Here is a 14,463-nt window from a genome sequence, read left to right as displayed (position 1 = left end):
TGTCTAGCTCTTGCTCCCAGAGGTCAGGCTGATTCCTTGAATGAAGTACTTCTGGCCAAAGAAGAAGATGATGACTGCCGGAATCGTCATTAAGGTGGACGCCGCCATCAGCAGGTTCCACTCAGAACTATACGATCCTTGCAGTTGTAATAATCCTAACGCTAATGTCTGCTTCTTGGGGTCATTCAAGTAAATCAGGGGGTTGAAGAAATCGTTCCAGGTATTCATGAAGGTGAAGAACCCGACGACCAGCATCGCTGGCTTGACCAGCGGCAGCATGATTTTCCAAAAAATCTGGAAGCGGGTCGCGCCGTCCAAAATCGCCGCTTCGTCCAACTCCTCCGGAATCGCTGTGAAGAACTGGCGCATGAGGAAAATGTTGAAACCGCCGCCGCCAAAGAACGCGGGTAGAATCAGCGGCCAGAAGGTGTTCACGGCGCCGAGTTTCGACCACATAATGAAGGTCGGGATCAGCGTTACGGCGCTGGGCAGCATCATGGTGGCAATCACGATGGCAAACCAGAAGTTCTTATACTTGAAGTTCAGCCGGGCAAAGGCATACCCGCACATGCAGGAGGTCACCACAGTCCCAATAATAACGGGGACAATGATGATGAACGTATTCAGCAGATAGGTCTTGAAATCGATGACCTTGAATACCTCGCTGAAGTTGGACCACAGCCATTTGGTGGGGATCATCTTCGGCGGAAACTCGAAGATTTCGGTGTTGTTCATCAATGCACTGCGGACCAGCCAGAGAAACGGGACGATTGAGATGATCCCGATGAACACCAACGGGATATAGGTCATCATTTTGATTTTTTTCTTCGACATTATTTATCACTCCCGTAGAATACCCAACTCTTCGCGGTCCGGAAGATGAATAGGGTAAAGATTCCGATGATGACGAATAGGATCCAGGCCAACGCACTGGCATAACCCATCTGGTTATCTTGGAATGCTTCCCGATAGATCAGCAGTGAATAGAACAGCGTCGCGTTGTTCGGTCCCCCATTGGTCATCACATAAGCCTGGGTGAAGGTCTGGAAGGACCCAATCAAGCCCATGATCAGATTGAAGAAAATAATGGGTGAGATGGACGGGATAATCACGTGCACAAATTTGTCCCACCAGTTACCGCCTTCGACTTCAACATCCTCCAAAAGCGTCTCCGGCACATCTTGCAAACCGGCTAAGAAAATCAGTGCCGTGCCGCCGCAGGCCCATACGGCCATCAAAATCAGCGACGGAATCGCGGTTTTTTCATCAAACACCCAATTCGACTTGGGCAGCCCGAAGAACCGCAGGATGGCGTTGAGCAGCCCAAAATCAGGGTTGAACAGCCACATCCACAGAATGTTCGACGCGATTGCTGGCACGATGACGGGCAGATAGAACAGTGTCCGGAAAATCGACTGGCCCCGCACCTTGGCGTTCATAAGCAAGGCCAGGATGAGAGCCGCAACCAGGGTGGCGGCCGTACTGCCGATGGCGTAAGTGAACGTCACCAGTAAGGATTTACGGAAGAAAATATCGTTGAAGAAAATATGGGTGTAATTTTGCGTGCCGACCCAGTGCAAATGCAGGTTCAGCACACTATAATCGGTAAAACTCAAGAACAGACTGGCAATCATCGGCAAGATCGTAAAGATGACTAACCCCAGGATGGCTGGTGAAGCAAAGAGATACCCCATCAAGTTCTGGTTCTTGTCATCGGCGGTCCATACCCGCTTTTGTTTATTACGATGCAAACTCATTGTCTCCACCCTCCTTACTGGGCATATTTATATTCCGTGCCGAAAGTCATCTTCACCGGCGGCATGATATCATCTTTGACGGCTTGCTTGGCGGTCTTCTTGCCGGTCCAGATCTCGTCCAGAGCCGGGTTAATAATATCCGTCAGTTTGTTGGTATCTTTGAAGAAGAAAGCCGGTGTCTGCACCAGATAATGCAGATTCTGCTGAGCAAAGGACGACTCGATGTGATCTGGGAGACCACTCTTTTCTGCCCAGGAGCTCAGCTTTTTCTTGTTCGTGTACCAATCCAACTGGTTCGGCTGCCACAGGCCAGAGGCCAGCATGGGTGTCTGGTTCTGGGGATCCATCAGGAACTTGACGAATTCGAGGGCCTGTTTGCGGTATTTCGTTGTGGTGGCGGTGCGGAAAGCAACAATAGGCACGCCATAATTCATCGTCACCAATTTGTTTCCCATCTTCGGCAGAACACCAACGCCCACTTTAAGGTGCTGCTGTTTAATGGCATTGCCCAGTGTCTGGAAGGACCAGGATCCGTCAATACTCATGGCGATGCGGTTCGTCAGCATCGCTGTATCGGTCTGCGGGACAGTGCTCGCTTGCGACGGTGTAGGCATGACGTGGTATTTGTACATCAAGTCTTGAATCTTTTGCAGGGCATCGATCGTCGCCGGTGAGCCGATCTGGATCGTCTTCCCATCTTGACTGACCAATCCGCCGCCGTTGCTCTTCAAGAAGCATTCATAGGCGAGGGAAGTAAAGTTACCAACCCCGTAAGTTTGAATGTTGTTAGCGTCAAAGCCTTTCTCGTTCGGGTGTTTCCCGTTGCGGTCCACCGTCAGCTGCTGGCAGACTTTGATGAATTCATCCCAAGTCCAGGCTTTGCTGGGATCATGAGGCGGTAAAGCAACGTGTTCTTTGGCAAAGTAGGTTTTGTTGTAATACAGGACGAAAGAAGCCACACTCGCCGATGAGCCAAAGATCTTGCTGCTGCCGCTGAACTTGAACTGCGACGCCGGCAATTTCGTCGCGAAGGCGCCGCCTTTCTTGTACAGGCTGGACAAGTCCAGCAGCTTGCCGCCCCGGCCCCAATCGGCCATGTTCACTTCCGGCATGTAACCGACGTCAGGCAGGTCGTCGGTACTGGCCAGCGTGCTCATCTTCTCGATGTAGTTGGTCGAAATCTGCTGGCTCGTCACCCGAATGTTGGGGTGACTCTTGTTGAAGCTGTGGATGGCGGACTCAATGGATTGCTTCTCCAACGGGGTCCCCCAATAAGTAAACTTGAAATGCACGATTTGCCCATTTTTCCCTTCAGTGACATGGGGTCCTTTTTGACCGCATGCCCCCAGGGCAAAGAGCATCATGCTCAGCAGCGCAATGATAGCAATAAGCTTACGCTTCATGATGAAACCTCCTCAGGGTATCAATTAAACGAGTGGAAGCGCGCTGCAGTGCGGTTTTTGTCAAGAATTAAACCGCTTAATGTCGGCATTTTGATTGACCGGCCCCACCGTCGTGGGAATACGTCGCTCAATCACTTAACTGCATATTCAGTGTAACCGCTTAAAAAATCCGAAATAACTCACGTTTTCAGGGAAAAAGTGGATATTTTCGGGTAAAATATAGGGTGAAAGAAGGCGCTCCCATGAATTATGCCATTTACGATATCGCTCACCCTGTCCATTACCTGCAAATCGGCCATTTTATTGCGAGCCCCGGCTGGCAGCACGCCCCCTTTCAGCATAAGAAAGACACCGAGGTCATGTTCGGTTTGAAAGGGGATGTGGCACTCCAAATCGACCACCAGGAGACTTATCATCTCCATCAAGGCGAAGTCCTCACTGTTTTCCCCCACGGCTTCATCACCGGGGCGGCCCCCGTGACCGAATCAGCCGAGTTTTATTGGTTCCATTTTGTTCAGTATGGTACCTATGAAATTACGGATACCCCGCCCCATTTGGCTGATGAATCCACCCAAATCGTACTGCCGCGCCACATGGTGCTGAAATATCCGGAACAATCCATTATCATGGCGAATCAGCTGCTAGACGTTGGCCATGGTCATAACTACAGCAACCTGCCTCAGGATTATTTGGCAACACTGCTGCTGGCGACGCTCACCAATGACTGGTGGCTGCAGAATGAACACGTCACTTACGAAGAAGGCCAATCCAATCAAATCAAGGAATGGATTCGCGTCAACATGAATGAAGACATGGCGGTCAGTGCCATCGCTGAGCATTTCAACATGAGCCAAGACTATCTTTCACGGCTCTTCAAGCACGCCACCGGCGGCACGATCAAGGGCTATCTCAACAAGGTGCGGTTGGACACCGCGCGCTTTCTGCTGCTGACCACCGACTTGTCGATCCAAGAAGTTGCTGAACACAGCTACTTCAACGACTACAAATATTTCTTTCGCCTTTTTCGGCAAACCGTGCACTTGACCCCCGCCAAGTACCGCAATGCCTTCTCTCGGACGTTCTTGAATAACCCCACGATCGATCCCGGGTTTGATATTGCGGAAGCCGTGCGCCGAATTGAAAGTGTGCAAAAAAAAGACAACCGCCGCAATGGGCAGTTGTCGTAAATGCTGATCCGGGTTACAGGGTACTGAACCCTTCGGTAGGACTATAGAACACTTTCTTATCCGTACTCAGCAAAGTCTGCTTGGCCGGCACGTTCAAGTATTCATGGATATACGGTGCAAAGGTGGTGATCACATACCCGTCGGCGGCGACCTTCTTGGCCTGGCCGTTGACGACGTGCAGCGTGCCGCTCTCGTCCGTATAGACGTATGTCTTCTGGCCAAAACCAGTGAGATAGGCGGCCATTTCTTCCCCCATATCCCAATCGTCTTCGCCGGTATCGCCGTTGGGGAACAGGCGGAAGAAGATGCCGCCGTCCTTGGCAAAGACGGACTGGCCGAAGCGGTTGCGGGAGAGATCCGGCCGGTTCATATTCGGGCCGGCAATGGAATAGGTCGAGGCGGCTTCGCCCGGGGCCATGGGCCGATCGATGGTGGTGGCGTTGGCGTCGTACATGTACAGCACACCCGCGGTGGCACGATAGGCACCCTCTAACAGGGCAGGATCGCCCAGATGGTCATAGGCCATCAGCGCCGAAGCGGCGACGATGCCGCCCCACAGTGCATGGATCATGTAGGACAAAGCTTCCCACCACCGGTCCGGCGCTTGGGCGCGGAAGTCGTTGCTGAAGCCGATGTTGGCCTTGAGCAGTTCGGCGTAACGCTTGGCGGCTTCGATACTGTCGGAAGCGGCCAGGGCGCCGGTGGCCGGGCCGAAGCCGGCATTATCGTAGAAGTGCTCCGTGATGGCCGCCTTATACTCTGGACTCTCTTTGGCCACCCGGCTGACGGCTTGCTGCCAGCAGGCGTTGATGACGTTGTACTCGTCGGTCAGGCCCTTGGCCTGCAGATCATGGAGCAGGTCGTTGATGTAGAGGAAGTAGACCCCGAGCATCTGAGCTTCTTCCTTCCCCCGCTGGGTCCTGTGCAGCGCCGGATTGACCCGCAGCTCAAAGACCTGGGCGGCCCACTGCAAGTATTCCTTGGCACTGTGCAGCTGCAGCATCTCGTCATCGTACTTGGACAGCAGATAGTAGATATGGCCGATGTATTCGAAGTCCATGTCCCGGTAGAAGTTGCCGTACAGATCCACTGGCTGGGTGAAGTCGCCGTCTTGGAACCACTTGTTCCGGACATAGTGTACGGCGCTGGCTTCCACCGCTTGGACCTGGCGTTGCGTATCCGCCGTCGGGTGAAGCAGGTTGGCTTGCAGGATGAAGCTCAGCTTGCCCAAGGACTCCCCTTGGTTAGAAATGGGACTGAACGCGTAGGCCGGCGAACCGTCTGCCCCTAGGTAGGAGTGGTCCGTGAGCCACTTGATCCGCTTCTGGATCATGTCGTCAATGGCGGTCATCACGTTGAAGATGACCATGTCTTGGCGGCCGTCCGCCAGAGTGATGAGGAGCTGGTGCTCGCCGACACCGGACGGCGTGAAGGTCAGCCGACCGCCTTGCAGATCGTTGGTCACGTTGTGGTCGATCAGCTGGGATTCCTCCCGGTGCCGTACAATGAGCGACTGCAGCGCAGCGCCTTGGGGCAGGCGTACGGTGAACGTCACCGGCCGGCCCACGAAGGCCAAGGGTTCATAGTTCACCGCCGGGTGCCCTAATGATAATGCCGTGTCCGCAAAATCATTAGCCTGGGCAAAGGGCGCCAAGACAAAGTGCCAGTGAGCCGATGCCCCACCGGCCAACCGAATCGGCTTGTGCGGGTAGATCCAGTCATGGCGCGGTACTTGCAGCGGGGCATAGCCGCCGGCCAGCACGATTTCGTGGAACAGCAGCCCATCCAGGGATGGGGACACGTTCTCGAAAAAGCGGTTGGTCCACTCGTTGTACGTCCCCACGGACAGCACTTCACCGGCCGTCTGAAACAGGCCCAGGTGGGGGCCTTCGTTGCTCCGCCGCACCGCGGCCAGTTTGGTGAAGTTCCGGGAAATGGACGGGAACACGGCGGCGGAATCTTCCATGTTGACGTGAACGTCCTTATTTCTGAACATGATGTAAGCCAGGGACGCCCACAGCGCGAACTGGTCCACCACCGTCTGGTCGTCTTCCTTATTGCTCAGAAGCACATCCCAATGTAATTGACCATTCTTCTGGCGGTAGGTGAAAGCCACGGTAACCGTGGGCAGATCATAGACCACGTTGGTCTGACCGTCATTGGTAGTCACTTCCGGCGTCAGATCGTGGCTGGCATACTGCTGGCCGGCCGTCTCTAAGCTGAATTCACCAAACAGTTTGTCATTGTCGTGATAATCGACGGATGCTAAGTATTCAGGCGACACGACCCAGTTCATATGGTGCGGGTCTTGGTTATCAGTGAGTTTGACCAACGCCCCGTGGTCATTGAATTGGGTAGTAAAACGGGTTTCTGACATAAAATGCGACCTCCTATTGTCATGCTGCAAGCGCGTACATGAACTTACTTGGTGAGTATAATCGCTTTCATGCCAGGGCAAAATGCACTGAGTCACTTGAGATTTATAAAAAATCACATTAGTCGGGCACCGTCGTCCGGCTTTCCCGGTATTTCTGCGGGGACAGCCCGGTGTGTTTCTTGAATGCCGTCGAGAAGTAATAGATATTTTGGTAGCCGATGGCCTCGGCGATTTCGGCCACGCTGTCATCCGTGTTCAACAACCGGCGCTGGGCCTCTTCCATCCGGTATTGGGTGAGAAAGGCGTTGGGCGTCAGCCCCACCGCCTGTTTCAAGGCCCGGACGATGTAGTTGGGGTGAAAGTGAAATTGCGCCGCCAAGCGGCTATTGGTGATTTTCTCCGCATAATGGTCCTGTAAGAAGCGCAGAACCCCTTCGGCGAGACGGATCAGCTTCGTTTCTTCCTGAGACTGTGCCTGGATATTCTGCAAGACATCGATGAAGAGCTGCTGGGTCTGCCAGAACCCGAATTCCGGGCGGAGCTGGCTAGCGGCGAAGAGGCGCTGGACGGTGGGCAGAATATTCGGCAGCTGTTTCTTCACGGACGCCTGCTTGGGCAAGTAAAGCGTCAGCGTCGGGGTGTAATGGTGCAGCGTGGGCACTGCAATGGCCGACGTCAGCATGGTCGGCCGCGCCCGCTGGACCCATTCCCCGGACACGAAGAAATGGAGCCAGTAGTACTCGGTTTCTTCCTGCATCGGCTGCCACGAGTAATGGTGGTGCTTGGGCTGTAGGATAAACATCTCCCCAGCGCGGACGGTGTATTGGGTGTCATCCTCGGCAATATAAAGGGTGCCCTTCGTGAGGAACATCAGCACAAAATATTCCAGGTCATCCCGGTTAGGGTGCTGCTCCCCTGGTTCAAACGTGACCCGCCCCCCTTCGACGAAGGTCGGCAAGGGCAGACAAGAAATCGAAATATAGGCCGCCACGACAGCTCTTCCTTTCCGTTGTGTGTTATTTTTTGTAAATTCATTGTGAGCCAACCGATTGTCCCCCACCGGGGGCGGGGTGCAGAATGGTCCTCAATTGCTGGAAGCGGTTCACGGCAATTGAAGGCGTCTTTCCGCCCCCGAACGATTGCGTCCCTAATGCTATTATGCCCTATCGGGAAAGCTTTGCCTACACCGTTGTAACCGCTTCACGCTACCAAAATGGAGGTTGATTTTTGTGAAAAGCCAAGTGGCTAACGCCATCAAGTCCAATGTCAAAGTGCCTTTCCACCGCATGCTCGCCTATGCCAGCACGGATATGGCCGGCAACCTGTTGTACACCACTGTCACCACCTTTATCCTGTACTATTACACCGACGTCTTCGGTATCTCCGTTGCCGCCGCCGGGACCATCCTGCTGGCAGCCCGGATCCTCGATGCCTTCGACGCCCCGGTCTGGGGCTTCATCATCGACCATACACATACCAAGTGGGGCCAGAGCCGACCCTACTTCCTCTGGATGGCATTTCCCTTCGCCATCTTCTTCGTCCTCATGTTCCTATCGCCCGGCCTGAGTGCCTCCGGCAAGTTCTGGTGGGCGCTTGTCACTTACTTAGTTTTCGGTATTTCTTACACCGGCGTCTCCACCCCGATCACATCTATTCTGCCCAACCTGAGCAATGATTCCGACGAACGGATCCGGTTGAACAGTACCCGGATGATCGGCGGGAACATCGGCTTCCTGATCCCGGCGTCCTTCGCCTTGGGCATGGTCGCCTTCCTCGGCGGCGGCAACGACCAGGCCGGCTGGCGCTGGACGTCGATCATCCTGGCCATCGCCGGGTTCGCCTTGCTCCTCTTCGCTTTCTTCGATACCCGCGAGATCAACACCGAGCACCAGAAAGCCCTGCCGATCCTGCAGTCGATCAAGGCGGCCAAGAGCAACTGGCCCTGGTTCATCCTGGTCATCGCGTTCATCTTCTACTGGCTGGGCAACTCCTCCCGGACCTCGGTCCTGGTCTACTACACTCAGTATAACCTGGGTAACAAGGGCTTCGCATCGATCTTGAACGCCCTCGTGATGTTCCAGATGGTCGGCATGGTCGCCATCCCGTTCTTAGTCAAGGTCATGAAGAAATCCCAAGTCTTGATCCTCGGCTTCTGCTTGGCCGCTCTGGGCCAAATCGCCATCGCCTTCACCGGCAGCAACGAAATCATGCTCGCCGTATGCTGGAGCATTGCCTCCATCGGTACCGGTATCGCGGTTTCCATGCCCTTCGCCATGCTGTCTGACACCGTCGACTACGGCGAGTGGAAGAACGGCATCCGGGCCAGCGGTTTCTTGACCGCCATCGGTTCCTCTTTCGCCATCAAGATGGGTTCCGGCTTAGGCGGCTGGGCGCCAGCCATGATTCTGAATAACGCCGGCTACAAGGCGGGGGCTACTCAGAGTGCCTCTTCCCTGTCGGCCATCCAATTCTCCCTGGCTTGGCTGCCGGCCATCTTCTTCCTGATTGGTGCCGTCATCATGCTGTTCTACATCCGGTATGAAAACAAGGAAAAGACCGTCCACGCTGATTTGATCGAGCGGCGCGGTGAAATCGACTAGCTTCCTTTTCCACCGAAGTAACACAAGAGCCAGCACCTGCGCGGCAATATGCCGATCCGGTGCTGGCTCTTTTTTGCGCCCAGCGTTGCTCAAAACGGTGCCAACAGTGCGGCTTCCAATAAGTAGTGGGTCGTGATATCGGTCATCACGTGGTCCTTGCTCAACAACTGGTACTTATAGATCCGCGGCACATCGCCCCGGTCCAGGACGACGGTGACGTGCCGACCGGCAAAGGGATTGAACAGCTGCCAGGTGAAGGTGGAACGGCTCTTGCGCACCTGCCAGTACTGGGGATCGAGCCCCGCGTCTCGGACCAAGCCGGCGATTACCTTCGCCCGCCGTCCGCGCACGCCTTTGGCCTGGGTCGCTTCGGCCAGCGGTGAGAAATCCATCACTTGGTTGGCCGGAATACCGGTCTCCACCGGCCACGCCCGGCTCACGGTATTCAAATAATGGGCCGCGGCGCTGTCGCTGATTGCCAGCTGGAGCAGCCGCTTCGCCGAGACCAGGGGCCGTTCCGGTACATCCGGAATGACCAGCCCGTTCTCCGGCGCTTCACTGAAGAGCCCCACCGCTGGATCGACGCCCAGGGGTGACAGGCTGATGGCTTCCAGCAAGTCCACACTGCGCGTCCGGTACCCTTGCCCGTCAGCCCCCGTAATCGGCGCATAAAACGCGGCAATGCTGACTTTGGGCCCGGCAATCTTGAAGACGACGCCGAACGCCAGACAAAGATAGGGATTGACCACCAGCCAGCGGGTATCGGCTTCAATTTTGGCAATCACCCAATACGCGGGATTCAGGGCCGCGCTGGCTAAGGCTTCCTGGACGCGGACGAACTGCATCTGCTCACCGCCGCCGGTCCCGCGCACCCGAGAGACAGGCACGGCTTCCTGGTCCAACCAGGTCAGGCCAAGGTATTCGCCGCGCACCAAGTCCGCGCGCAGCCCCGCCATCTTCTCACTTTTATGATTGATCAGGCTCACCGCCCACTTCGTCAGTACTCCGGCGTCATGGCGCTGGCCCATTGATTCGAGTCGCATACCGATTCTCCCATCCGTTTGGTCATTATAAGGCCATGATACGCTAAGTGACGTTCCAGGGCACGTTTTTTAGGCAGAAATGTCCCACTGTTGAGCCATTGACCGGACTTTCTCCACGCGGTACGATAGGCGACGAATACGTTTTCACTAAAACTTGCGGAGGTTTTACTAAATATGTCGACCAATACCTTGCTATCCCGTTATCGCACCCCGAACCATTATCTCCATGCCGTCGACATGGCGGCAGTCACCCTGACGGATCCAGGCTTACACCGTGCCGCCCAGCTGGAAATCAATTACCTGCTCAGTTTCGACCCAGACCGGTTGCTGGTGGAGTTCCGGGCGACGGCCGGATTACCCGTTAACGGCCTGCAGAACTACGGCGGCTGGGAAAACGGCCCGGCGGCGGACCGCAATCCCGACGGCACGGATCACCCCACCCGCTTTACCGGCCATTTCGTGGGCCACTATTTATCGGCCCTGAACGAAGCGTTGACCGCCACAACCGCCACGGCGGACCAAAAAGCACAGCTCGCGGCCAAATTGACCACCTTGATTGACGGCCTCGCCGCCGCCCAACAGGCTTATGCCCAAGCCCACCCGAGCGCCGCCGGTTTTCTTCCGGCTTTCCCTGTGACTGCTTTGCCGGACGGCGCGGACGGCCTGCTGGTACCCTTCTACAACTTGCACAAACTGCTCCAGGGCTTGGTGGATACCGCCGCCACGGGGCCCACCCCGGCGGTCCAGGCCCAAGCGCTGACCATCGCCCGCCGCTTCGCTGCCTTCATTACCGCGTGGCACGCTGACCACCCGGACGTGAACATGCTCAAGACGGAGTACGGCGGCATGAACGCGGCGCTCTACGAACTGTTCGCGCTGACGGGTGACGACAACGATGCCGCTGCCGCCCACCTCTTCGACGAAGTGCCGCTGTTTGCCCGCTTAGCAGACAACGAAGACGTGCTGCCGGGGCTGCACGCCAACACCACGATTCCCAAACTCATCGGCGCCCTCACCCGCTATGTCGTGTACACCGAGAACCCGCTGTATTACTTCCGGCTTTCTAACAAAGACCAGCTGGCCTTGGACATTCTCTACCGCCAGGCCGCCGAGAACTTCTGGCAGATGGTCGTCGCCCATCACACCTACGTCATCGGTGATAACTCCCAGTCTGAGCACTTCCACGCTCCGGACGCGCTCCATCAGGACGCTACGGCTAACGGCACTGAGGACGGCGGCTACAATGATAATTCCACTTGCGAGACCTGCAACGCCCACAACATGCTCAAGCTCACCCGGCTGCTCTTCGCCATCACCGGCGACGCCCAGTATTCCGAGTATTACGAGCACACGTTCAGAAATACGATCCTCGCCTCGCAGGACCCCCAAACCGGCATGACCACTTACTTCCAGCCAATGCAGGCCGGCTATTCCCGCGTCTTCGGCGTGCCCGGCACAGGCCTGAACGGCGATGATAGTCAGGGAGAGTTCTGGTGCTGCCAGGGCACCGGCATCGAGAACTTCGCCAAGCTCAGCGACTCGCTTTACTTCGTCGACGGCCACGATGTCTACGTCAACCAATTCTTCAGCAGCGTCCTGGCCTTGCCGGAATTGAACGTCCAGATCAGCCAGACTGCGAATGTCCCGAAGCAGGCCGAAATGCGTTTTGCCATCACCCGCCTCGATCCGGCGCAGCCGCTGACGACCACTCTGCGGCTGCACCTGCGGATCCCCCGCTGGGCCAACCGGGACCTGATCTCTTTGACCACCGGGGACTATACCCGCACGGCGGAAGATCAAAGTGACGAAACCGACTGGCTGACCACAACGGTGAATGACGGCCCGGTGACGCTGACCTACACGGTACCGCCGCTGCTGCAGGCGGTGGCCAGTCCGGATGACCCGGATTGGGCCGCCTTCCAGTACGGGCCCACTGTCCTGGCCGGGGCCCTGCCGGCGGGTCCCGCTGCCCCTGGGGATTACGCCTACGGCGGGGTCAAGGTGCGGGTGGCGAAGTTCTCCCCTGCCGCCCACGCGGCCAGCCTGCTGGTGCCAGCGGACGGCTTCGAACCGAAAACATGGCTGGCGGACCTGGCGAAGAACGTCATCCGCACCGACGCACCGGACGATGACCAGCCGCTCACCTTCAAGCTGGCCGGGTTGAGCCAGGGCAGCGGGCTGGTCCTCCGCCCTTACGCGGAGACAGACCGCGCCTATTACGCGGTCTACTGGACGCTGACCCAGGCGGATTCCGACGCTTACCGGGCCATTCAAGCCCAGGCCCAAGCGGCCGCGGCGGACGCCCGGCGGACCATCGATCGGCTCCTTTTGTTCGACAACAACAACGCCGAGGCCGGCAAGCACTATGCCGTCAGCGCCGATGCCAGCGTGGGCAACTTTGCTGGTCATACCTTCCGGACAGCCGGACCGGACGGCTGGTTCAGCTATGATCTGCAAGTAGACCCGGCCAGTGCCGCCAATTACCTGGCCCTGCAGTGGCACACTGCCGACGCGGGCCGGCAAGCCGTGGTGACCGTTGGCGGCGCCCCGGTGGGGACAGTGACAGTGGCGGCGGCGCCGGCCGATGCATTCTACTGGACGTATCTGGACCTGCCCGACGACGTGGTTGCTTTGGCGGCGCCGGCTGCTGCCGGCCCGCAAACTGTGACCGTGCAACTGACTGGGAACGGCGAAACACCGCTGCCCCGGCTGTTCGGTATTAAGACGTTACGAGAGAAACCATAATTGTTTTCAACACGGCGCCCGCCCCTTGTCTTTCTTCACGCGAAAGCACAAGGGGCGGGCGCTGTGGCATAATAGACCTATTGTAACGACGGGAGGATAACGCGTTGACCGAAACGGAACCATTTCACTGGCAAATCATCAACGGGCGGGAGCCCACGCAGCAGGCCTTGCTGCGCAGTCAATACCACATCACGGAAGAAGTCATTACCTACGCCTTGGACGAGGATGAATCGCCCCACGCGGAGCTGGACCGGGCAACAGGGACTTTCTTACTGATCTATAACGTGCCCCGGGACCAGCCGGCGGATGATGTGTACGATGCGCCCCTGACATTCATCATCAAAGGGATGACACTGCTAGTGGTGGACAACGGCGCGACGCTGCGGGTGTCGGATAAGCTGTACCGCACGTTGAGCAATGCCGACACGGCGTCGCCGTTCTCGGCGCTGTTTCGCTGCCTGGTGCAATTAACAGACATGTTCGGGCCGCTCGTCCAGACGGTGGACAACGAGCGCAAGGCAATCGTGCCGGTTCTGCGGGAGCACACCACGCGCAAGGGGTTATTACGGCTGTCGGACCTGAGCTTGCGGGCGGATTATCTGAGCCGGTCGGCCAAACAGAACACGCTGGTACTGCGCCAGGTCCACGCCCACCCGATCTACCACAAGTTCACTATCGGCGAAGAAGAGCAGCTGGCGGACGTGGTCATCGAGGCGGACCAGGTACTAGAAATGGCCGAGCTGTCTTCCCACACGCTCGACCATTTGACGCAGACGTACGACTCCGTCCTGAACAACAACCTGAACGACATCATGAAGTTCATGACCGTGTGGAGCCTGCTGCTGACGGTACCGACGATCGTGACGGGATTCTACGGGATGAACGTGGCCCTGCCGGCGCAGCACAGTCCGTGGGGGTGGGTCATCACCCTGGGGATCACGGCAGTACTGTGGCTGATTATGGGGGCGGTTTTGCACCGGTGGTTGAAGTGAGAAAGGCGTTGCTTGCTGGCACGGAAGGCAGCTTTCTGTTGCTGACCCGGGTGACTACGGGCTGCGCGGGAGAAAGCAGCTTTCTGCCGCTACCCCGGGTGACTGGAAATGTCTCGCTCGGCAGGAAACCCTGGCAGCCTCTTCCCCGGACCTTATGGCAGTTGCCAGGAAGTGGGAAGTTCGGGCGGCGTTCCAGGCGAATATGTCCGGGCACCGAAGACTTTACGCTCGGACAGGATGTAGGCGATTTGGGCCCGGAGGCTGGCGGGCGTCAGTGGCCAGATTGGTCTAAGCGGTCGGTCTTTGACCGCTTAGACCAAGGCCAGACTTTGAGACTTTTTGACGCACTTTGTCAAAAA

10 protein-coding genes are annotated in these 14,463 nt (G+C 56.9%); 4 read left to right on the top strand and 6 right to left on the bottom strand.

The features are described from left to right. Nucleotides 1-3: 3 nt before the first annotated feature. Genes L248_RS13535 through L248_RS13525 form a run of 3 tightly spaced genes read right to left on the bottom strand, consistent with a single transcriptional unit; the run spans nt 4 to nt 3,160 of the window. Nucleotides 4-834, bottom strand: coding sequence for a carbohydrate ABC transporter permease (locus tag L248_RS13535; protein ID WP_022530829.1), 831 nt, complete (start codon nt 832-834; stop codon nt 4-6). Next, on the bottom strand, nt 834-1,757 hold the full coding sequence (locus L248_RS13530; protein WP_196812049.1) for a carbohydrate ABC transporter permease: 924 nt from the start codon (nt 1,755-1,757) through the stop codon (nt 834-836). The genes L248_RS13535 and L248_RS13530 overlap by 1 nt, the downstream gene beginning before the upstream one ends. A gap of 14 nt (nt 1,758-1,771) precedes the next feature. Then, nucleotides 1,772-3,160 (bottom strand): ABC transporter substrate-binding protein, encoded by a 1,389-nt coding sequence (locus L248_RS13525; protein WP_022530827.1) that lies wholly within the window; start codon nt 3,158-3,160, stop codon nt 1,772-1,774. A 242-nt stretch (nt 3,161-3,402) separates the two neighbouring features. Between L248_RS13525 and L248_RS13520 the strand changes: the two genes are divergently transcribed. Next, entirely contained in the window at nt 3,403-4,347 is a 945-nt protein-coding gene (locus L248_RS13520; protein WP_040536911.1) for an AraC family transcriptional regulator, read from the top strand. 13 nt (nt 4,348-4,360) lie between these two features. Here the strand turns inward: L248_RS13520 and L248_RS13515 are convergent, their stop codons facing one another. Further along, the gene (locus L248_RS13515; protein WP_022530825.1) at nt 4,361-6,724 is read right to left on the bottom strand and encodes a hypothetical protein; all 2,364 of its coding nucleotides are present in this window, start codon (nt 6,722-6,724) and stop codon (nt 4,361-4,363) included. A 118-nt stretch (nt 6,725-6,842) separates the two neighbouring features. After that, a complete protein-coding gene (locus L248_RS13510; RefSeq protein WP_022530824.1) occupies nt 6,843-7,715 on the bottom strand; it encodes a helix-turn-helix transcriptional regulator in 873 nt (290 codons plus the stop codon). A gap of 238 nt (nt 7,716-7,953) precedes the next feature. On the opposite strand from L248_RS13510, the gene L248_RS13505 reads away from it, so the two are divergent. Next, the gene (locus L248_RS13505) at nt 7,954-9,324 is read left to right on the top strand and encodes a glycoside-pentoside-hexuronide (GPH):cation symporter (RefSeq protein WP_022530823.1); all 1,371 of its coding nucleotides are present in this window, start codon (nt 7,954-7,956) and stop codon (nt 9,322-9,324) included. Between the two features lie 89 nt (nt 9,325-9,413). On the opposite strand, the gene L248_RS13500 is transcribed toward L248_RS13505, so the two are convergent. Beyond that, on the bottom strand, nt 9,414-10,367 hold the full coding sequence (locus tag L248_RS13500) for a hypothetical protein (protein WP_155828679.1): 954 nt from the start codon (nt 10,365-10,367) through the stop codon (nt 9,414-9,416). A 174-nt stretch (nt 10,368-10,541) separates the two neighbouring features. Between L248_RS13500 and L248_RS13495 the strand changes: the two genes are divergently transcribed. Together L248_RS13495 and L248_RS13490 are read left to right on the top strand one after the other, a co-directional pair. Beyond that, nucleotides 10,542-13,112 (top strand): beta-L-arabinofuranosidase domain-containing protein, encoded by a 2,571-nt coding sequence (locus tag L248_RS13495; RefSeq protein ID WP_022530821.1) that lies wholly within the window; start codon nt 10,542-10,544, stop codon nt 13,110-13,112. Between the two features lie 104 nt (nt 13,113-13,216). Continuing rightward, on the top strand, nt 13,217-14,104 hold the full coding sequence (locus L248_RS13490; protein ID WP_022530820.1) for a magnesium transporter CorA family protein: 888 nt from the start codon (nt 13,217-13,219) through the stop codon (nt 14,102-14,104). Nucleotides 14,105-14,463: the final 359 nt, after the last annotated feature.

Source organism: Schleiferilactobacillus shenzhenensis LY-73, from assembly GCF_000469325.1.
GTDB lineage: Bacteria > Bacillota > Bacilli > Lactobacillales > Lactobacillaceae > Schleiferilactobacillus > Schleiferilactobacillus shenzhenensis.
Note: the sequence above shows the minus strand (reverse complement) of the source record. Positions and strands in the feature narration are given on the sequence as shown.